Here is a 20,031-nt window from a genome sequence, read left to right as displayed (position 1 = left end):
GCTTCGCAGCTGGCACGGCGGAGAGTGAACTTGGTGGGTCATGAGCAGCGAGCCGAAGCCTGATCGTTCGGGCGGACTTCAGCGGACGCAGGCGCCGCCGAATGTCGAGAATGAAGCTCCGCATGCCGAACGCCGACAGCTCACGGTGGTGTTTATTGACATTGTCGGCTCAACACCCCTGAGCGAGCGGATCGATCCCGAAGAGTTCTTCGCAGTTATCCGAACCTTCCGTGATATCTGCGATGAGCAGATTCGCCGCTACGGTGGTCACATCGCCAGAATGATTGGCGACGGATTGCTGGCATATTTCGGCGTCCCCCAAGCCCACGAAAATGATCCCGAGCGCGCGGTCCGCGCCTCTCTGGCGATTGCCGCGGCGATCAAGGAACACAAGTTTCTGCTGTCGGACGGTAGCTTCGTTCGTCTGGGCGTGCGCATCGGGGTTAACACCGGGGTGGTCGTCGTCGGCAGCGTGCCCGGCGAGCCCCCCGATCGACGGGAAGTGTTCGGCAGCTCGGCACATGTCGCTGCCCGCCTGCAAGGACTCGCCAGTGAGAACGGTGTCGTGGTGGGCTCGAGCACTCACGCGCTGACCCGCGGAACATTCAGCTATGCGCCGCTTGGCCGGCGATCTCTCAAAGGCGTGGAGGAGCCGGTCGAGGCCTGGCGTGCAGACGCGCTTGCGTCTAGCGAAAGCAGGTTCGACCGCGCGCGCAGGTCGCCTCTTGCTCCAATGATAAACCGAACCGGCGAAAGTGCGTTGCTTGCCGAGATGTGGCAGCAGACTCTCGCCGGCTCTGGGCAGGTTGCCGTTATTTCCGGCGAGCCGGGCATCGGCAAGTCACGCTTGATCCGGCAGTTCCGCAGTTCCCTTGACGCGTCTCCCCGCGAAGTTCTGTCGCTGCAATGTTCGCCGTTCCACGTCAACACGCCGCTTGCCCCGGAAATCGAGCGGCTCACGCGGGCGACCGGCATCCAGGAGACTGACGAGCCGGATCTCGCATTGGCAAAATTGCGTTCGCTCTTGGCAAGAGCCGTCACCGACCTCGAGCCGGCGCTTCGTTACTACGGAGCGGTGCTGTCGATACCCGCATGCTCGGGATACGAGCCCACGGATTTCGGATCTCCTTCGGAGCGTGAGCGTGGCTTTCAGGTGTTAGTCGATGCTCTTCTCGCCGCCTCTCGCCAGCGGCCGGTCCTCGTAATCGTCGAGGACATCCAGTGGATGGACCCGACCACCATCGAACTGCTGGTACGCGTGGTAGCTCACTGTACTGGCGAGCGGATCATGGTCCTGATCACGCATCGCGATGATTACAGAGCCGACTGGTTGTCCGGCCCGGCAATTCGACGAATTGCTCTGCAAAAATTGGCACTGCATGAGGTCGAGCAAATGGTCGCAGCCGTCGCGGGCAGCGATTTGGTACCGCGCCGGATTACCAGCCAGATCGTGGAAAGAACTGACGGCGTGCCACTCTTTGTCGAGGAGTTTACGCGGGCCGTCGTCGATTCCGGTGCGGTTCCACAGGCCGCTGAAAGCCCCGTGCCGAACGGGAAGTTGCCAGAACCTCTGGTACCGGCAAGTATTCACGATTCACTGATGGAGCGCCTTGATCGTCTCGGTCCTGCCAAACGCGTCGCCCAGATCGCCTCTGTTTTCGGAAGGCGCTTCAACTATGAAGGTATATTCAGCGTCCTTCCGGGTAAAGGCCAAGCGCTGAAAGACTCGTTGCGGGCGCTCGAGAGAGCCGGGATTGTGTATCGTAGTGAGGAGTCTCAAGGCGCGGTCTTCACGTTCAAGCACTCGATGATACAGGAAGTCGCCTACTTCTCGTTACTCAAGGAGGAAAGGCGCGAGCTCCATGCACGTGTCGCATCGTGGCTGCTTCAGGAGGCCGCCATCGGAGAGAGCAGTCAGCCTGCCGTGCTCGGCTATCATTATGCGCGCGCAGGCAACATTCCGGAAGCGATCGAGGCCTGGCTTCAGGCGGGCAAATCCGCGCTCCGGCGGTCAGCCACCAAGGAGGCCGTGGCCCATCTTCGCGAGGGCCTCTCCCTGATACCCAAGATGCCGGCGTCACCACGGCGCTTCGAAGCTGAAATCGCGCTGCAGTCCAACTTGGCGATGGCGTACACCGCCAACGCGGGGTGGTCCGACCCGAATGTCTATGGCCCCTACAGTCGCGCCCTCAAACTTTGTGCGAACCACGGCACCATTCGCGAGAAGTCGACGGTGCTGTGGGGAAGTACCATCGCGAAGCTTGTCAACTGCGAGCTCACCAAGGGCCTCGAACACGCGCGGGATTTCGTCCGCCGGTCAGAAGAGTGGCGCGACGACGAGGCTGCCCTCATGGCCTACACCGCTGCTGTAATCGCCAATTTCTTTCTCGGTCGTTTGGAGGAGGCAAGTGAGCTCGCGGCTCTGGTCAGCGCTCGCTACAATCCACGTGAGCACGGCAAGCTGGTCCAGATTTATCAGCATGATCCATTGATCGTATCGCTCGTCTACTCCGGACACATCGAATGGTTGTTGGGCCGGCCAGGCCGGGCCAGAGAGTGCTGCGTGACGGCGCGGCAACTCGCGGACGAGATTGGACATCCGTTCATGCTGGCTTTTGCCTCCATTCTTGGCGTCTCCGATCACTGGTATGAGGGCGATCTTGCGGCTAACCTTGCCAGCGTAAAGCGCGGCCTGAAGGTCGCTGATGAGTATGGCTATCCGATGTACCGGGTCATCGGCCCATTATGGGCAACCGCTGCGCTGGCGGCACGAGGCCCCGCTCCGGAGGTGCTCGAACAATTATGCGGCTTGCTCGATAAACTACCGGCCGAGAATCGGTGCATTCAGATGCCGCTCTATCGAATTCTGCTCGCCACAGAATTCGGACGGATTGGGCAGATAGAAAGGGCTCGAAGCTTCGCTGCTTCGGCTGAGTCTCTGGTGAAGCAAACCGGCGAGCGCTGGGCTGCTCCCGAAATCTATCGGATCCACGGCACGCTGCTGTGTCGCGAACCATCGCGAGACGACCGGGAAGCGATGCGCCTGTTCAAACGCTCGCTTGCCTCGGCCAGGAAGCTCGGGGCGGTCGGTTGGGAATTGCGGACGGCGATCAGCATCGCGCGCCTGGTCAGCGCAGCCGAGAGCGCATCCGGACGCGCCGAAGCGCGAGACCTGCTGATATCGACGCGGGCGAAATTTGCGTCGGCGGAAACTTCCCGCGACCTGCGCGAGGCTGATGACCTGTTGAGAGTGTTGAACTAGTAAACCACGCCTTACAAGGGCCGCCCAATGACCCTCGGCCTATTTGGTCAACTCACATCATAGCGATCCCAAGAAGCGGATCGCTGAGAGGCTCGGCAGGAACGTATAGGCGCCGCCCCGCGTCAAGACAAAACGCGGCAGCCCCCGCAATCGGATCGTGCCGCCGGATTTAAGCGGCAGGTCGAACCAGCTCGTGACGGGATCGTTGGCGCCTGAGATCGGATCGTTGGAGCCAGTGATGCGCGGATCCTGGAGGCCAAGATTCAGCCAATCGCAGGACATGGCCTCGAACTGGGCGCCGAGGCTCGCTCCTATGAAGTTGCCGAGTAGGCCCCGCTCCGGCTCGGGCTCGTCCCGATCACGCTTCGCCGGATCGTAGGGTGGTCCATATGGTACGCCACGCCGAACAAGGCGCCGACTGTTGTTCGCTATCCGTTGCACGATCTGCCCGCCTCGCGGGTTACACCGGCGGATATGGGCTCCATGGGGGCAGCGGGAGTCGCCAACGCCAACGTAGTCAAAATCCGTCAGATCCGCTTTGGGATCAGGTGCATCCGCAGACAGTGCCAGTGGTGTGCCATCGCGCCACCGGCCACACAGGTTGGCGGCGACGATCTCGCGCAAGGCCGCACGACGTGACAGGCCTTTGCCGATCTTCTCTTCGTCGCCGGGCTGCAACAACTCGTCGACTTGCGGGTGCTTGAGCAGATCGGATGCTGCGCGATCGAGATACTCCTCGAAGCCTGCCACATCCTGCTTCAGCACGCGAAAAGCGTTGAAGGTGCCATTGTGTCCCAACTCTGCAGGCAGGGGGACCCGCCACGTCAGGCCTTCCAGGTTGGTCGGATGTCCCAGCAACACGGTGCCGAGCGGCGCCCTGGGTTGTCTGTCGGGATAGCGATCTGGGTCGTGAATCTCCTCGAACCTCGGTTGCGTGATGTTGTCGCGATATCCGAAGTGAACAAAGTCGCCCGGGAAATTATACCCCTCGCGTGTACCGAGCAGTGTCAGGGCCTCTCGGTCGTAGAGGGCGCGTTCCTGGACTTCGTTTAGCTGCTCGACCTTCTCGGCATAGATCGTCGCGATGAGATGTATCCGCTTCGGCTCGTTGAAGGGAGCTGGCCAGTTTTCCGGCGCGCTCGGCCCGACATCCCCGAGCTTCAAGGCCCGGGCGGTCATCCCTTCGACGAATTCGTTTGGGAACATTTCAAGCGAAGCGCTCGGCGTGCCGAGGGCGCGCAGTCCCTCATAGGTCAGGCCAATGTTGAAACAGGTGTCCGGCTTGTTTGGCCCCCAATCTCCGGTCGTGATCTGCGGAACACCGTCGCCGCGGCCTGATACGGAGCTGGCGAGCCAGCGCCGGGCTGCGCTGCGATCGGCGACTTCCAGGATGAGGTAGCGCACGTGCGGCTTCTTGGTGTAGCCGCGCAAGATGTTGCCCTGCAGTTCAGCGAGATCGAACATAGCACTCACCAGCCTACTCCCAGATGTTTGCGGACCTGAGCCACCGAAAACCCGGGATAGGCCCGGTAGCCGCTGCCGAGCGAAACGTTCGGGTTGGCGCGAAGCTGCAGCACCAGTTTGCGCGGAAGCAGGGTCAGATCGTCATTGACAGGTGATACGGCCCTGTCTCCATTCAAGGCTTCCTGGTCTCTCAGAAAATCGGTGGCGGTATCCGGCACCTGGTACAGGTCGCGCTCGTGCACCCACTGGATGAAGGCCTCGACATTGTCCTCGCAAGGGATCACTTCTTCTCCGCCTTCGACGAGCTCGACCACGGCGTTGAACACGCTGCCGATCGTCGCGATGAAATCACGAATGTAATTGGTGAAATCCCCGTCATAGACCGAGAACATGCAAATATTGTCGCCAACGATGACGAAGCGAGCGAAGTGCACCGTGCCGACATTATTCAATCCGGCAAAGATCGCCTCCTTGTTTTGCGCGATCGCCAGCGCGGCCAGCGCTCGTCCGACGGGTGACTTGTCCTTGAGCGGCATGATCAGATTCATCATGCACTGGACATTGTCACCGTGCTGGAACGAGGGGTGGGGACCACCGGGCAGAGGCTTCACCGGCGTCAATCGCGCCCACAACGGCACCAGGATCCATGACGCCACGAGCTTGAACAGGCGAGTCTCGGGCAACCGGTCCACAAAGCGATCGATCCAACCTTCGTCACTTGGAATTGGCATTGTCCGGCCTCCACCTGAAGGGACATCCATCGCGCAATTCACGCGAGACTTCGTAGGCACACCGGCGGGCCTCGAGGATGGGATCGTTGGAGGCTTCGATGCCGGGCGCGAGACGGCAGGGATTGAAACTGATGCGCTCGCCAGCCGCTTCCTGATCCTTGGGGACCTCGGTGAGGGTGAGGGTACCCATGACGACCCGGACCCGGGTCGCTGGCCAGGGCTTCGTGGGATCGTCGAGCGCATCGCCCGCTTCGCCGATGATCATCATCAGCATGAATCGGGCCGGCCACCGCTTCAGGCGGTCCTCGAGTTCCTTAAACAGATATTTGTCGCGCGACACATCGGCGGGATCGATATTGCGAACGCCGGCGACCGGCTGCCAGGAAAAGCGAACCGGGCGGCGAACGCCATCAGGCGCCGTTACCCAGAAGGTATGGACGGCGTGATAGCTCGCGCGGGCATAGCTCTCCGGTGCGCCGATCGAACCGACCTGGAATATGCCCAATTGGGAGAACCGGTGCCGGTTGGCATAACGAAGTGCTCCCGCATCGACGTTCTCGGTTTCGTTCGGGTACGGGTTGCGGGGAGGTACCTTGAGCCGCAGAAAATCTGCAATCTTCAGTAGCCAGTGCCTTCTTTGATATGGCTCGCGCTTCGCGACCTTGGCGAACTCGAAAAAGTCCGCGACATTGCGGACGAAGAATTCGCCGAGCGTCGTGGCGATCAGATCGCTTCCCGTCCCGTCCGGCAGGTGGAAGCGTATCGCCATTCCCCGAACATCGGACCATCCATCATGCTGCTCCAGCCCACCTAATCCGTTGGAGAATCTCACCGACACGGGGACGGGCTGTCCGTTGAAGTGCTCTGCGATGCAATAGGTGCGCGCCACGTCCGACGCCACGAACTCGCCCTTCACGCCGATGCCGATGGTGTGAACCGGCCTCCTCCCGGGGACCGGCTCCGGCAGATTGTCGATGATGGCTTGGACGAGCCGCTTTGCTACCGATGCATCGACCATGCCCCCCTCCATTATGGACGGACCGCCGAGGCGCGTTGGTGCGCCCGGTGCGTTAGCGTTTGTCGATCGAATTCAGCCCGTGCCCTGCGCCAACACGTTACATTCGATCGGCGGTCGGATATGTGACGTCGTTCACAAAGTTGGCCGAATGAAGCAGTGATCGGCTGAGTTGCGGGTCTTGTTGCGGTGCAAGAGTCCGGATGCGGGCCTCAAATCAGTATTGGCTTGATACTCGCCTTCCGGGCGCAAAGCGGACCTGACTTAATTACGAGTACATACGCTAATAGCGGCGGCCGCCGACCGAGAACGACGAAGCGCCAGGCAGCGAATTGATCTCGCTGTCGAGGCGGCCCGACTGCTGGACGTAGCCGACCCCGAGCGACAGGCTGAGATTCGAGGTTGCCTGGAATTCGACGCCGGCATTCACGCTGGAGATCGGCAGCGTGCCGGACTTGGAGTCGAACGGCGCGAACGGGCCGCCGATGCCGGTATTGTACTTCAGCGTGTCGAAACCGGCATAGAAGGTGACGGGCAAGCCGCTATTCTTCAGGCTGTAGCCGAACTGCACGCCTTCGCTGTAGAGCGAGCCGAAACTGCCGAACGCACTCTGGCTGAGGCTGCTGAAGCCCAGATTGCTGCGCTGGCTGCCGACGAAAAAACCATTCGAAAAATTGTAGCGCGCATAGGAAGAGCCGTTTCCGACGTCGCGGAAATCGAAGCTCGGAAAATCGCCGTAAGCGTTCGGGCTCTCGCCCGCTTCCCCGCTGAAACCCATCGGCCAGCCCGGAATCCAGTAATTCACCGGCGAGGCCTGGGCATGGGCCGCTCGCGCGCCGAGGCAAAGCATCGCCACGACCAACGTAAGACCTAATCTGCCTGAGAACATCGAATATTCGCCCGACCACCAACTGCGCCGCGATTATACGCAGCGGATATCGGGAACGCCAGAGCGGCGCGATGGCGCGGTTCCACCCGGTGGCGATATTGCGTCGATGTTGCAGGCCGCGTGGTTGCAGCCTGATCGGTTGAATCAGACTGCAACCATCAGACGCGTCCTTACGCCGCCTTGGTGGTGAGCTTTGCCTCCATCGGCAGCCCCTCCTCGATCGGCAGCGCGGGATCGCGCGACCATTCGTTCCAGGAGCCGAAATACATCCGCACGTCCTTCACGCCGGCGTTCTTCAAGGCAAGGAAGGTGTTGGAGGCGCGCGCGCCCTTGAAGCAGTAGAGATAGACCGGTGTATTCTGCGTGATGCCGACGGTCGCGCATTCCGCCAGAATTTCATTCTTGGACTTGAAGCGCGGCCCTTCCGCGGTCGGCTTCATCATGCGGTACCACTCGAGCCAGACGGCGCCGGGGATACGTCCCTTGCGCGGGCAGAAATCCTTCCCATAAGGAGAAGAGCTTTCGCCGATCCACTCGTCGATGTCACGCACGTCGAGAATCGCAATGCCCGGCTTGCCGACCGCGGCAAGCATGGTCTTGGCATCGATCAAGATATCTCCCGCCTCGGGTACGATCGTGAACGACGCCTTCACCGGCGACGGCACTTCCGTCGTCACCGGCAGGCCCGCCGCCATCCAGGCATCGAAGCCGCCATGCAGCACCTTGACCTTGGGATAGCCGAGCATGGTGAGAAGGTAATAGCCGCGGCAGGACTGGCCGAAGCCGGAATTCATCGACTGCTCGTAGATGATAGCCGTCTCCTTGCCGGAAAGCCCGGCGGCGCCGAACGCGTCGGCGAATTTCGTCTTCAGCTCGTGAATGCCCTCCGGCGTCGAGGTCGCAAGATACGTGAAGATTTCGTGGACATTGACGGCATTGGGGAGATGCCCCGCGGCGTAGCTTTCCGGATTGCGGGTGTCGATGATGACACACGGCTCATTCTTGAGGAATTCCGCGAGTTCGCCGGCAGTAATCAGAACGTCCGTCATGGCAGGCCTCTCCTGTTTTTAGGTTGCGGTTCGGGGTCGGTCGGAAAATCAGTGCTCGTCGCCGGCCAGCATCTTGCGAAGCTGCTTGGTGGCGGGCGTGACGATGGCGACAAAATAGGCTTCGCGAAGTCTCCGCTGTGCGCGGTGACTCTTTAAATAGCCACGCGCGCCGCAATGGAGCATCGCCGCATGCGCCGCTGCGACGCTGGCATCGCCGGCGCGCAGCCGCAGCGCCACCACGCGCCGCCAATAGCTGTCGTCGGAATTGTAGGGATCGCGCGCCAGCGCCATGGTCTCCTTCTCGAACTCGGCATGGAGCTCGCGGAACTGAATAGGCTGTTGCGGCAAATAGCGATTGATATGGCTCAAAGGCGCATCGACCTCGTCCATGATATCGATGCAGTCCTTGATCAGGCCGAGCGCCATGCCGACCTGCAGCAGGATGAAGCCGGCGCGGATCTTCTTGACGAACGGCCCTGCCGGTTCGGCGAGGATCAGCTCATCCGGCACGAACACATCGCGGAACTGCACGGCATAGGTGCCGGTGCCGTCCATTGCGAGAAACGGTTTGCACGGCAGCAGCGTGACCGCGGGATTGGCGCAATCGGCGAGAAACATCACGATGCCGCCGCCCTCGTCCTCGCGTTCGAAGATCGTGCCGAAGAAATGATCGGCTCCGAGGTTCGAGACCCAGGGCAGCGCGCCGCGCACCACATAGCCGCCCTCGACCTTGCGCCCCTTCAATTTGAGTTTCTCGATGCCGAAAAAACTCTTCATCGGGTTGGAGAGCCCGGTGCCGCCGAGGATTTCGCCGCTCGCGAACTTGCCGGCGAATCTGGCGACGAGCTTGGGATTGGCTGAATTGGCGGCGTACCAGACCAGCGTGTTCTGGCACCACGCCATGAAGGCGGTCGCGCCGCAGACTTCGCCAAGCACTGCGATCGACTGAATGGCGCAGCGCAGATCGGCCGCGCCATTCAGCGGTTGGTGGCTGCCCCACGCGCCGGCCTCGCCCAGACGTCGGAGCAGCGCGTCGGGATAGACGGCGCCCTCATCGATCGCGAGGGCCAGCGGCGCGAGCTCCTTGCGCGCCATCGCCGCAACCCGATCCGGAATCGACGCCGAACCAAGATCGTCGGCCGCCTGCCGTACCGCCAGTGAACCCATGAGACCCTCCACACCCCGATGCTTGTTCGGCCGTTACGCGCTGACTTCGAGATTGACCGGGCGGGTGAACGTGTTGGCGACCGGCGACCACTTCTTGACGTGGACGACCAACGCATCGATCTCGCTCTTCGGAATGCCCTCACATTCCATGTCGACCTTGACGCGGACATCGGTGAAGCCGACCGGCTTCTCGCTGACGTCGCCGGTGCCCCACACCGCGGTGATGTTGAGGTCGCCTTCCAATTCGAGCTCCAGCTTGTTGACGATCCAGCCGCGGTGAACGGCATTGGCGTGCAGGCCGACGGCAAGGCATGAGCCGAGCGCGGCGAGCGACGCTTCCGACGGATTCGGCGCGGTGTCATCGCCCAAGAGGCCCGGCGGCTCATCGACGATGTAGGGTGCGAGGTTACGGATGTAGTTGGCGTGGCGGAACTTGCCCTCTGCCACCGTCTTGCACTTCAAGGTCTTGATGACCTTCGGATTGGCCTTGCCGTTGGCAATGAGCTGCTCGAGCCCGTTTTTATCGATCGGCGCAAGGCAGCCGGTGAGCACTGTTTTCTGGGCGACCGCGGTCATCATTTCTCTCCCTGAGGTAGGATACTGAACGTTCTGTTTCCTGCATTAAGCGTGCCAGAACTGGCCGAAATCAAAAGCCGAACGTCTCTCGTTGCTTAGCGATGGCTGCCCGCAAATTGATCAGCGCGGCACTGCTCACGCGCGGTGCAGTTGCTGCACGCCTGCGATTATTTTCGACGCAAAGATGCGGCTTGATGATTGCGCCGCGGTTCGATTAACTGGCGCGCATGGCCAAACCGGTTTCGAAGAAGAAGCACCTCCCCGCGGGCGATGAGGAATCCGCGCGGGGCCGCCTGCTTAATGCGGCGACGCATCTGTTCTGCAAGAACGGCATCAACGCCACCGGCATCGACGCCATCATCGACGAGGCCGGCACGGCCAAGACCACGCTTTACAAATTGTTCGGCTCCAAGACCAACCTCGTCAACGCCGTGCTGGAAAGCGAAGGCAAGGCCTGGCGCGAATGGTTCATTGGCGCGATGGAGGACGGCGGCGGCGACGCACAGGCAAAACTGACGCGAATCTTTCCGGCGCTGAAGCGCTGGTTCGCCGAGGAGCGCTTCTACGGCTGCCCCTTCATCAATGCGGTCGCCGAACACGACAAGCACGCGAAGCAATTCCGCGCCATCGCGATGCGCCACAAGAAGGTGGTGCTGGCGCATATCGAAAAGCTCGCCGGCGAGATGGGCGCCGCCGAGCCACAGGTCCTCGCCCATCAGCTCGCGCTATTGATCGACGGCGCCATCGTCGCCGCCATGGTCTCGCGCGATCCATCCGTGGCCGACACCGCGGGGCTCGCCGCGAGCAACCTGTTCGGGCCGGCAAGGGCAAAGAAGCCAAAGCGTAGCCCTGCAGAGCTTGTCGCCGTCTAGGCGCCCGCGTCGACCAGTTCTTCTTCGGTCAAATGACCTGCCCGCCGGAGACTTCGATCCGCTGGGCGTTGATCCAGCGGTTGTCGTCACTCAAGAGGCTCGCGATCATCGGGCCGATGTCATCAGGCACACCGACACGACCAAGGGCAGTCATGCCCGCGAAGGTGTTGTTGAGATCCGGCGTGTCGCGGACGGCGCCGCCGAGGAAGTCTGTCTCGATTGCGCCCGGCGCCACGGTATTGACGGCAATGCCGCGGCTGCCGAATTCCTTCGCCATGTAAATGCTGAGCACCTCGACTGCTCCCTTCACCGCCGAATAGGCGGAGAAGCCGGGGAAGGAGATGCGCGTGAGGCCGGAGGACAGGTTTACGATCCGGCCGCCATCCGCGATCAGCGGCAACAGCGCTTGCGTAAGGAAGAACACGCCCTTGAAATGGACATTGACCAGCTTGTCGAACTGCGCCTCTGTCGTCTCCGCGATCGGAGCCATGTCGCCATGGCCCGCGTTGTTGACGAGGTGATCGAACGTATCGCGCTGCCAGGTCTCCCGCAGCGCCATCCGCAGATGCTCGGCGAATGGCTTGAAAGTGGAGACATCGCCAACGTCGAGCTTGAGTGCGATCGCTTGGCAGCCCATCGCCACGATCTCGGCGACGACGGCTCGAGCGTCTTCCTCGCGGCTCTGATAAGTGATGACGTCGCCACCGTTGCGGGCGATGTTGAGCGCAGTGTTCCGGCCAAGCCCGCGGCTTGCTCCGGTGATGAGAGCGATCTTGGTCATGCTTAGGCTCCTTTGCTTGAGTGGCCACGCTGATATGCAGCGCCGGAGCTGGCCCTGGTTGCCGGAATCTCGACACTCTTTGCCTATTCCTACGGATCGAATTTACGCATCGGTTTGGGCGCGTTAGGATCGCCGCATGACCGACACTCTTCTCAAGGCTGTTCGCCGCTATGCGGAGGCCTTTGCCGATCCGACCGGGATCGCTCGGACTCCAATTGCTGGCCTGACGACCGTTCGTGCGACCGCACCTAGCGGCCTGGACTACGCAATTTCCCGACCCCTCGTCTGCCTCGTGCTACAGGGAACCAAGCACGTGACGATGGGCAATCGGGCTTTCACGTTCGCCGCCGGCGACTCTCTGCTGATCACGGCTGATGTGCCAACGGTGAGCCAGATCACGCGGGCCAGCATCGCCGCGCCCTATTACTCGCTTGTATTGGACCTGGACCCAGCCGTGATCGCAGACCTCGGCGTGGAGATGAAGGCAGTACCGATCGCCGACGGCGCGCCGGTGCGCCACGAGCCGACCGATGCCGAAGTCATCGACGTCGCCCTTCGGCTGATGCGCCTGATTGAGCGCCCGGCATCGGTGCCAGTTTTGCGGACGCAGTTGGTGCGTGAAATGCACTACTGGCTCCTGACCGGACGGCACGGGGCGGCGATCCGACGTCTTGGCTGGCCGGACGGCAATGTGCAGCGCGTGGCGCGCGCGGTCGCGGTGCTTCGAGCCGAGTTCGCTCAGCCATTGCGGGTCGAGCGCCTGGCGGCTGTGGCCGGGATGAGTCCATCGTCTTTCCACCAGCACTTTCGCAGCGTGACGTCGCTTTCTCCGCTCCAGTTCCAGAAACAATTGCGTCTGATCGAGGCGAGACGGCTGATGCTGTCGGATGGAGTGAGCTCGAGCAGCGCGGCATTTGCGGTTGGCTACCAAAGCGTCTCTCAGTTCACCTGGGAATACGGGCGCATGTTCGGCTCGCCGCCCGTTCGGGAGACCAAGGCGGCCAGGGGCACTGTCCAGGCTGCCTGATCCGGCGACTCTGCCAGACGGAAATATCGGATAGTCGGGAGGCTCACCGCGCCGCGCGCCGCGACGTCCGGGCTACAGTGACGCCGCAGCCGTTACGAAGAAGCGGCCCGCGAGGACAACCCCACCAGCCACAATCAAGCATGCTCCCGCCGCGCGGCTGAGCCATTGGCTGCGCGGCAGCAGCTTTTCGAAGGCGACATAGATTGCGACCGCAGCGACCCAGGCGAGATTCATGACGCCGACCACGAAGAGCAGCACCATCAGGAACCAGCAGCAGCCGACGCAGTAGCCGCCGTGCCGCAAACCCATACGCAACGCGCCCAGCGCATGCGGCTGCCAATATGTGGAGAGAAACAGCAGCGGGCTCTGGCAGTAGCGAAGGCAGGCGCGCTTGATCGGCGTGAACTGATAAATCCCGGCGGCGAGCAGGATGATCCCGGCGAGCAGGCTGCTGGTGCTCGCCATCATGCCGGAGAGCAGTCCGGCCTGATCAAGTGCCCACTGCAGCGAGACTGCGATGAGGCTGAAGCCTGCCCAGATCACGAGATAGCCGGCGAGAAACAGCCAGCTTGCGATGACGGGGTTTTCTGTCGCCGCCTGCCGGCGCTTGATGGCGGCGAACAGCAGGATCGTGGGCGCGGCGCTCGGCACCATCATCGCGATCATCATCACCCACCACATCGCAAACATGAGCAATCCTTGCGCCGGCGACCACGGCTCAGGGTCCATCGGCATATCGGCCATGCTCATGTCGATGCCGGCGCCGGCAAGCAGATAGCCCCACGAGAACGCCACCACCGTGGCTATTCCGATCGCCACGATCAGGCGATCGTGCCGCAGGGTCTGCTCGAGTGCCCAGGTACCGGTCATGAATCCGCTCCGCTGCTGGACCGGCACATAGTGTTGGATTCGGGCGCGCCGCTAGGCGGCGACACCTTCCGGCGTCTGCACGACGTTCGCCAGCGAGCTGTGCGTGCCCTGGGTTTCGAATTTGATGGCGCCGGTCGAGCGGATGTTGGCTGAGGCGACCTCGGCGGCGCGGTGTTCGAATCCCTCGGGCACCACGACCTGAATACGGTGGGGCTGTCCTGTCACCGGATTCTTGATCGGCTCGACCTCGGTTTCCAGCACACCCTTGGCTACGACGCGCGCAACGCGTCCATCCTTGTCGAACGAGAACTCGAACGGCACGAACAGCGGATCGTGAATCTTGGTCACGATCATGCTGAGGATCTGGAATAGCGTGCCTTCGGCGGAGAACTTGCCCGACATGATGTTGAACAGCGCCTCGCGCTGCTCCGCCGTCGCGCGCTCATCGATGATCGGTTGTATCTGACCGTTGCCCTCGTGCAGCGCGCCGGGAAAATCAACGGTGACGGCGAACATCAAGCCGTCGAGCTTGGTATCTTGGAAATGCCCTTTGGTGATCCGCATGCCGACCATGCCCTTGCAGTACCCTTCCGTCGGCAGGGCATTAAAATCGCACGGACAACCGAATGCGCAGTTACAGTTCTTGATCCATTCGCCTTCGAGACGCCAGTCAGATGTCGCCATCGCACACCTCCTTTTGCGTTTTCGATCGGACTGCAGCCGCTTGAAATGCTCCTTGAGGCTTCAAATGCTCGACGATGCGAGCGGGATTAGATCGCGGTGTCTTGCGACGTGCTGTCCCAGTAGGCCAAGCTTACTCCGTTTGTGCGGCGACGGACAGGGAGCGGCAAGCTAGCCGCGTTCACGTAGATGCGCCTCGAGCCGCGCCAGTTCCGTTGCCAGATCACGCTCGACATCAGCGACTCGCATCTCGATCACGCGGTAATCGCGCGCTTCCAGCCATGCCTTCCGGGTGGCGCGGTCGGCAGCGATGGCCTCCGACTCGTTCGGATTGACCAGTTCGATCGCGAGACGATGCACGAACGAGACGAAATCGGGGATGTGACGCCCGACCGGGGTCTGCCGCTTGAACTGGCCGGCGAAGCGACGATCGCGGGTTAGCGCCTGCCACAGGATCCGTTCCGCATCCGTCGGGTTGCGGCGGAGCAGCCGGGCGAGCCCGCGCACGGTGGAACTGTCGCCGGGCGCCGCCGGCCCCTGCCCGTGTTCGGCGAGCAGTGCGCGCAGCCGTGTCGCCTGCTCGCCGTCGAGCACGCCGCCCTTGGCCGGTCCCTTGCGTCCTTCCGCAATCGCCATCACCACGCCGTGCAACGTGTGCATGTCCTGCTTGCTCGGATTCATCCGGGTGAAGATATTGCGCAGGTTGACCAGCATGGTGTCCCGCTTCTCCCGCGGGCGGAGGAATTCGACCTTGTCGAGTTCCCGTACCAGATTGTCGAAGAAGGCCTGCATCTGGTGCTGCGAGGCCGGCTCGGAGCGTTCCGGCATCGCAAACGGCAGCTCGCCGCCGGTCGCATGCTTGAACCACTCATAGCCCACCAGCAGCACTGCCTGCGCCAGGTTGAGCGAGGCAAAGCCCGGATTGACCGGAAAGGTGATGATCCGGTTGGCGAGCGCGACCTCCTCGTTCTGCAGTCCCCAGCGTTCCCGACCGAACAGGATACCGGCCCCGCCACCCCCGCCAGCATGCGCGACGATCTCGCTCGCCGCCTGTTCCGGACCGACCACCGGCTTGGCCTGGTCGTGGGCGCGGGCTGTGGTGGCAAACAGCAGCGTGAGATCAGCGACCGCCTGCTCGACGGTATCGAACAGTTCAGCGCGCTCCAGAATGTGGTCGGCGCCAGCCGCCGCCCGCTGCGCCGCGATGTTTGGCCAGCCATCGCGCGGATTGACGATGCGCAGGCGCGACAGCGCGAAATTGCCCATGGCGCGCGCGGCCATGCCGATATTCTCGCCGAGCTGCGGCTCGACGAGGATCACAACAGGTCCAGCTAAGTCCAAACCAGTTTTGGATTTATCGGTGCCGGACATTTCTTAGTTTCACTTTCTGATTTAGCTTGCCGCGTTGATCTAGCGTCTGAAGATTCCGAACGCACCGCGCTCAGCCGCGCGCCATCCAAACCGGGAGCCGGCCGGAATTCTCCAGTCCGAGTGCCGGCTTAGTAGCGTTTCCGCTTGCTCGCTCAAAGCGTCAATGGAGCGCTGCGCGAACATTGCTTGCGCGCATTAGACTTTCGAATAGGCTAACAATCACAAACAAAGCGAAGCTGCAAACCAGCCCGAAAGCCGAGTTCAACGGTGAGGGAATTTTGGGGAGGCGTCCATGCGCGGCAGGTGGTCGTTGGCGATTGTGGGCGTACTCCTGATCCTGGCGGGCGGCCTGCTCGCCCACTTCACCCAGACGGCCGGCGGCATCCGGATCGAGGACGTCCGCTTCAAGGGCGCCAAGGGCAACACGATGAGCGGGCTGCTCTACGTCCCGCGGAACGCGACGCCCCAGATCCCCGCCCCCGGCATTCTCGCCGTTCATGGTTACATCAATTCGCGCGAGACCCAGGACGGCTTCGCCATTGAATTCGCCCGTCGCGGCTATGTGGTGCTGGCGCTCGACCAGACCGGCCACGGCTATAGCGACCCGCCCGCCTTCGCGAACGGTTTTGGCGGCCCCGATGGGCTCGCCTATCTGCGCACCCTCGAAATCGTCGACAAGAGCAATATTGGGCTCGAGGGCCACTCGATGGGCGGCTGGACCGTGCTGGCGGCCGCGACCGCCATGCCGAACGATTACAAATCGATCGTGCTGGAGGGCTCCTCCACCGGCAAGCCGTTCGCCGCCGAGGGCACACCGAACTGGCCCCGCAACTTGGCGCTGGTGTTCGCGCAGTACGAGGAGTTCTCGACCCTGATGTGGGACGTCGACAAGGCGCGTGACGTCACGCAGAGCCCGAAACTGTGGGCCCTGTTCGGAACGCAAGGCCCGGTGGTGCCTGGCAAGGTCTATGGCGACATCGCCCAAGGCACGGCCCGGGTGCTCCACACCCCCGCCATCACCCATCCGGCCGAGCACATTTCGCATCAGGCGATCGGCTACAGCCTCGACTGGTTCGCCAAGACCCTGCAGGGCGGCACGCCCCGCCCGGTCGACGACCAGATCTGGTTCCGCAAGGAGCTCGGCACGCTGATCGCGCTGATCGGCTTTGTGGTGCTCTTGATCGGCGCGTTCGACGCGCTGCTGGAGGCGCCGATGTATTCCCACCTGCGGCTGCCCAAGATCGCCGACGGCACCATGCCCGAGCATATCGCAGCCAGCGGCCGCCGCTGGACCGCGGCCTTCATCCTGTCGGCCTTCATCCCAGCGCTGACTTATTATCCGGCATTCGCGCTGGGCGGCACGTTCCTAAAGCCCTCGGCTGTCCTGCCGCAGGGCATCACCAACCAGATCCTGGTCTGGGCCGTCATCAACGGCCTGATCGCGCTTGTTTTGATGCGGTTCGCGCCGAAGCGAGCCAGCCGCACCGGCATCGTCCTGCCGTCGGTTGTGATCGCGATTGCTACCATCGCGATCGGCTATGCCGCGCTCTGGCTTTCCGACCTCGCCTTCAAGATCGACTTCCGGTTCTGGATCGTCGCCGTCAAGCTGATGAGCGCGAAGCAGTTTTTGATCTTCCTGATCTATCTCGTGCCATTCACGGCGTTTTTCGTGATCGCGCAGCATGTCCTGCACCGCAATTTCTCGACCATGGCCGCTCCCCGGGCCGCGCTCTATCTGACCAATATCCTGGCGCTAACGCTCGGCTTCATCGTGCTGGTGGGCGGGCAGTACCTCATCCTCTGGCTGACTGGAAAGCTGTTCAACCCGCTGCCCGATCCCGGTTTCGTGCCGCTCTCGACCATCGTCGCCATCCAGTTCATACCCCTGCTCGCCATCTGCGCAGTGATCGCGACCTTCACCTGGCGGCGGACCGGCTCCAGCCTGCCGGGCGCCCTGATCTGCGGCCTGTTCGTGACCTGGTACGTGGTGGCGGGGACGGCCACCCAGGCGGCGTTCTAACCGCGATAATGGGCTGAAAGTGCATAACGGCTTGGCTTCCGCCGGCCGGGCTGCGGTGCTATAGGCCCGCCTATAATCATCCACCCCGCCCGTATCAGCGGTTTTTCCGAAAAGGCCCCTTCCGTCATGGCAAAAATCAAGGTGACCAACCCCGTCGTCGAACTCGATGGCGACGAGATGACCCGGATCATCTGGCAGTACATCAAGGACAAGCTGATCAACCCGTTCCTGGATGTCGAACTGCTCTATTTTGACCTCGGAATGGAGTACCGCGACCAGACCAACGACCAGGTCACGATCGATGCCGCCAACGCGATCAAGAAGGTCGGCGTCGGCGTCAAATGCGCCACCATCACCCCTGATGAGGCCCGGGTGAAGGAGTTCGGCCTGAAGGAGATGTGGAAGTCGCCGAACGGCACCATCCGCAACATCCTCGGCGGCGTGATCTTCCGCGAGCCGATCATCTGCAAGAACGTGCCGCGCCTGGTTCCCGGCTGGACCAAGCCGATCATCATCGGCCGCCACGCCTATGGCGACCAGTACCGCGCCACCGACATCAAGTTCCCCGGCAAGGGCACGCTGACCCTGAAATTCGTCGGCGAGGACGGCACCGTCATCGAGAAGGAAGTGTTCAAGACCCCGGGTCCCGGCGTCGCGATGGAAATGTACAACCTCGATGACTCCATCATCGACTTCGCCCGCGCCTCCTTCAACTACGGCCTGATGCGGAACTATCCGGTCTATCTCTCGACCAAGAACACCATCCTCAAGGTCTACGACGGCCGCTTCAAGGACATCTTCCAGGATGTCTACGACCGCGAGTTCAAGAAGGAGTTCGAGGCCAAGCGGCTCACTTACGAACACCGCCTGATCGACGACATGGTGGCTTCCGCGCTGAAGTGGTCAGGCGGCTATGTCTGGGCCTGCAAGAATTACGACGGCGACGTGCAGTCGGACACGGTGGCGCAGGGATACGGCTCGCTCGGCCTGATGACCTCGGTGCTGCTGACGCCCGACGGCAAGACCGTCGAAGCCGAAGCCGCGCACGGCACGGTGACTCGCCACTACCGCGAGCACCAGAAGGGCAAGGAGACCTCGACCAACTCGATCGCGTCGATCTTCGCCTGGACGAGGGGCCTCGCCCACCGCGCCAAGCTCGACAACAACCCGCAGCTCGCAAAATTCGCCGAGACGCTGGAAAAGGTCTGCGTGCAGACCGTCGAGGAAGGCTACATGACCAAGGACCTCGCGCTCCTGGTCGGCGCTGATCAGCGCTGGCTGTCCACGACCGGCTTCCTCGACAAGGTCGCGGCCAATCTGGAGAAGGCGATGGCGGCATAAGCCGCCTTCGCGATTTCGCGAAGTTCTATCCGCGTCATTGCGGGCGCAGCGAAGCAATCCATAGGTCCCCGAGCGGAAAATGGATTGCTTCGTCGCTTCGCTTCTCGCAATGACGACAATGCCAACGACGGAGACCCACCATGTCGTTGCTTAAGAAGATCGCGCTCCCGGTTTTCTGTCTAGCCGCCTCGCCCGCCTCCGCGCAAACCCCTCTCCCCGAGGCCATTGCCGCATCAGGCGAAACCGTCGTCCTCACCCTGCACGCGGAGGGCGCGCAGATCTATGAATGCAAGGCGAGCTCCGAGGGCAAGCTCGCCTGGGCATTCCGCGAGCCGATCGCAACGCTCTTGCTCGACGGCAAGACGGTCGGCCGGCACTATGCGGGGCCGAGCTGGGAGCACATCGATTCCAGCGCCGTGGTCGGCAAGGCCGTAGGCAACGCGCCCGGCGCGAGCGCGAACGACATTCCCTTGCTGAAGCTGACCGTGACGGCAGGGCGCGGCACCGGCATTCTCTCCGGCGTCACCACGGTGCAGCGGATCAATACGGTCGGCGGCAAGCTCGAAGGCGCCTGCGACAACGCGGGCAGCTTTCGCAACGTGCCTTACTCGGCCGACTACGTGTTCCTGCGCAGGCGCTGAACCCTTTCTTCGTCATGGCCGGAACGCCTAGCGCGAAGGCCGCCAACCGAGGCGGCCTTCGGGGATGACAGCTGTCCGGGCGATGCCGGACCACTCCAACGCTGCAAAATTAGCGACCTTTAGAAGATACCTCTACAAGTCTCGCGATACCGACGGCAGTTTCCTTGGCCGCGTTCGCCCAGCTCGTCCTTGTAAAGGCAGGCTTGTCTCAATTCGGCGCACACATCCCTGCGAACCGGTCGTCCGCAGGCCTCCCGGTATCTGCGGCAATTTC

The 20,031-nt window shown here is 62.3% G+C and carries 17 protein-coding genes; 6 read left to right on the top strand and 11 right to left on the bottom strand.

Annotated elements, in window-relative coordinates; all coding sequences use genetic code 11:
* Nucleotides 1-40: 40 nt before the first annotated feature.
* Nucleotides 41-3,262 carry an AAA family ATPase gene (locus tag J6524_RS29800; RefSeq protein ID WP_225677327.1) on the top strand — a complete coding sequence of 1,074 codons (3,222 nt, stop codon included), beginning with the start codon at nt 41-43 and terminating at the stop codon, nt 3,260-3,262.
* Between the two features lie 57 nt (nt 3,263-3,319).
* Here the strand turns inward: J6524_RS29800 and J6524_RS29795 are convergent, their stop codons facing one another.
* The 7 genes from J6524_RS29795 to J6524_RS29765 all read right to left on the bottom strand — a co-directional run bounded on the left by J6524_RS29795 (nt 3,320) and on the right by J6524_RS29765 (nt 10,153).
* Nucleotides 3,320-4,735, bottom strand: a complete 1,416-nt coding sequence (locus J6524_RS29795) for a Dyp-type peroxidase (protein WP_225677325.1) — start codon at nt 4,733-4,735, stop codon at nt 3,320-3,322.
* Nucleotides 4,732-5,262, bottom strand: coding sequence for a hypothetical protein (locus tag J6524_RS29790; RefSeq protein ID WP_225677323.1), 531 nt, complete (start codon nt 5,260-5,262; stop codon nt 4,732-4,734). The genes J6524_RS29795 and J6524_RS29790 overlap by 4 nt, the downstream gene beginning before the upstream one ends.
* A 178-nt stretch (nt 5,263-5,440) precedes the next feature.
* A complete protein-coding gene (locus J6524_RS29785) occupies nt 5,441-6,475 on the bottom strand; it encodes a catalase (protein WP_225677322.1) in 1,035 nt (344 codons plus the stop codon).
* Between the two features lie 280 nt (nt 6,476-6,755).
* Nucleotides 6,756-7,361 (bottom strand): hypothetical protein, encoded by a 606-nt coding sequence (locus J6524_RS29780; RefSeq protein WP_225677320.1) that lies wholly within the window; start codon nt 7,359-7,361, stop codon nt 6,756-6,758.
* A gap of 170 nt (nt 7,362-7,531) precedes the next feature.
* Nucleotides 7,532-8,410, bottom strand: a complete 879-nt coding sequence (locus J6524_RS29775; RefSeq protein ID WP_225677318.1) for a sulfurtransferase — start codon at nt 8,408-8,410, stop codon at nt 7,532-7,534.
* 48 nt (nt 8,411-8,458) lie between these two features.
* Entirely contained in the window at nt 8,459-9,577 is a 1,119-nt protein-coding gene (locus tag J6524_RS29770) for an acyl-CoA dehydrogenase family protein (protein WP_225677316.1), read from the bottom strand.
* 33 nt (nt 9,578-9,610) lie between these two features.
* A complete protein-coding gene (locus J6524_RS29765; protein WP_225677315.1) occupies nt 9,611-10,153 on the bottom strand; it encodes an OsmC family protein in 543 nt (180 codons plus the stop codon).
* A 227-nt stretch (nt 10,154-10,380) separates the two neighbouring features.
* On the opposite strand from J6524_RS29765, the gene J6524_RS29760 reads away from it, so the two are divergent.
* Nucleotides 10,381-11,025, top strand: a complete 645-nt coding sequence (locus J6524_RS29760) for a TetR/AcrR family transcriptional regulator (protein WP_225677313.1) — start codon at nt 10,381-10,383, stop codon at nt 11,023-11,025.
* Nucleotides 11,026-11,053: 28 nt separating this feature from the next.
* Here J6524_RS29760 and J6524_RS29755 read toward each other — a convergent pair whose 3' ends face one another.
* On the bottom strand, nt 11,054-11,806 hold the full coding sequence (locus tag J6524_RS29755; RefSeq protein WP_225677311.1) for an SDR family NAD(P)-dependent oxidoreductase: 753 nt from the start codon (nt 11,804-11,806) through the stop codon (nt 11,054-11,056).
* A gap of 136 nt (nt 11,807-11,942) precedes the next feature.
* On the opposite strand from J6524_RS29755, the gene J6524_RS29750 reads away from it, so the two are divergent.
* Nucleotides 11,943-12,833 (top strand): AraC family transcriptional regulator, encoded by an 891-nt coding sequence (locus J6524_RS29750; RefSeq protein WP_225677309.1) that lies wholly within the window; start codon nt 11,943-11,945, stop codon nt 12,831-12,833.
* Nucleotides 12,834-12,905: 72 nt separating this feature from the next.
* Here J6524_RS29750 and J6524_RS29745 read toward each other — a convergent pair whose 3' ends face one another.
* From J6524_RS29745 to J6524_RS29735, 3 genes are all read right to left on the bottom strand, one after another.
* Nucleotides 12,906-13,703 (bottom strand): DUF2182 domain-containing protein, encoded by a 798-nt coding sequence (locus J6524_RS29745; RefSeq protein ID WP_225677307.1) that lies wholly within the window; start codon nt 13,701-13,703, stop codon nt 12,906-12,908.
* A gap of 51 nt (nt 13,704-13,754) precedes the next feature.
* Complete coding sequence (locus J6524_RS29740) at nt 13,755-14,387, bottom strand: DUF1326 domain-containing protein (RefSeq protein WP_225677306.1); 633 nt, start codon at nt 14,385-14,387, stop codon at nt 13,755-13,757.
* Between the two features lie 168 nt (nt 14,388-14,555).
* Nucleotides 14,556-15,755: a TrmJ/YjtD family RNA methyltransferase gene (locus tag J6524_RS29735; protein WP_225677304.1), complete on the bottom strand. Its 1,200-nt coding sequence runs from the start codon at nt 15,753-15,755 to the stop codon at nt 14,556-14,558.
* 292 nt (nt 15,756-16,047) lie between these two features.
* Here J6524_RS29735 and J6524_RS29730 point away from each other — a divergent pair, with 292 nt between their 5' ends.
* From J6524_RS29730 to J6524_RS29720, 3 genes are all read left to right on the top strand, one after another.
* Nucleotides 16,048-17,775: an alpha/beta hydrolase family protein gene (locus J6524_RS29730; protein ID WP_225677302.1), complete on the top strand. Its 1,728-nt coding sequence runs from the start codon at nt 16,048-16,050 to the stop codon at nt 17,773-17,775.
* A gap of 126 nt (nt 17,776-17,901) precedes the next feature.
* Nucleotides 17,902-19,116, top strand: coding sequence for an NADP-dependent isocitrate dehydrogenase (locus J6524_RS29725; protein ID WP_225677300.1), 1,215 nt, complete (start codon nt 17,902-17,904; stop codon nt 19,114-19,116).
* A gap of 140 nt (nt 19,117-19,256) precedes the next feature.
* Nucleotides 19,257-19,757, top strand: a complete 501-nt coding sequence (locus tag J6524_RS29720) for a DUF3455 domain-containing protein (protein ID WP_225677299.1) — start codon at nt 19,257-19,259, stop codon at nt 19,755-19,757.
* Nucleotides 19,758-20,031: the final 274 nt, after the last annotated feature.

The organism is Bradyrhizobium hereditatis (assembly GCF_020329435.1).
GTDB lineage: Bacteria > Pseudomonadota > Alphaproteobacteria > Rhizobiales > Xanthobacteraceae > Bradyrhizobium > Bradyrhizobium hereditatis.
This window is presented reverse-complemented; position numbering and strand designations above follow the sequence as displayed.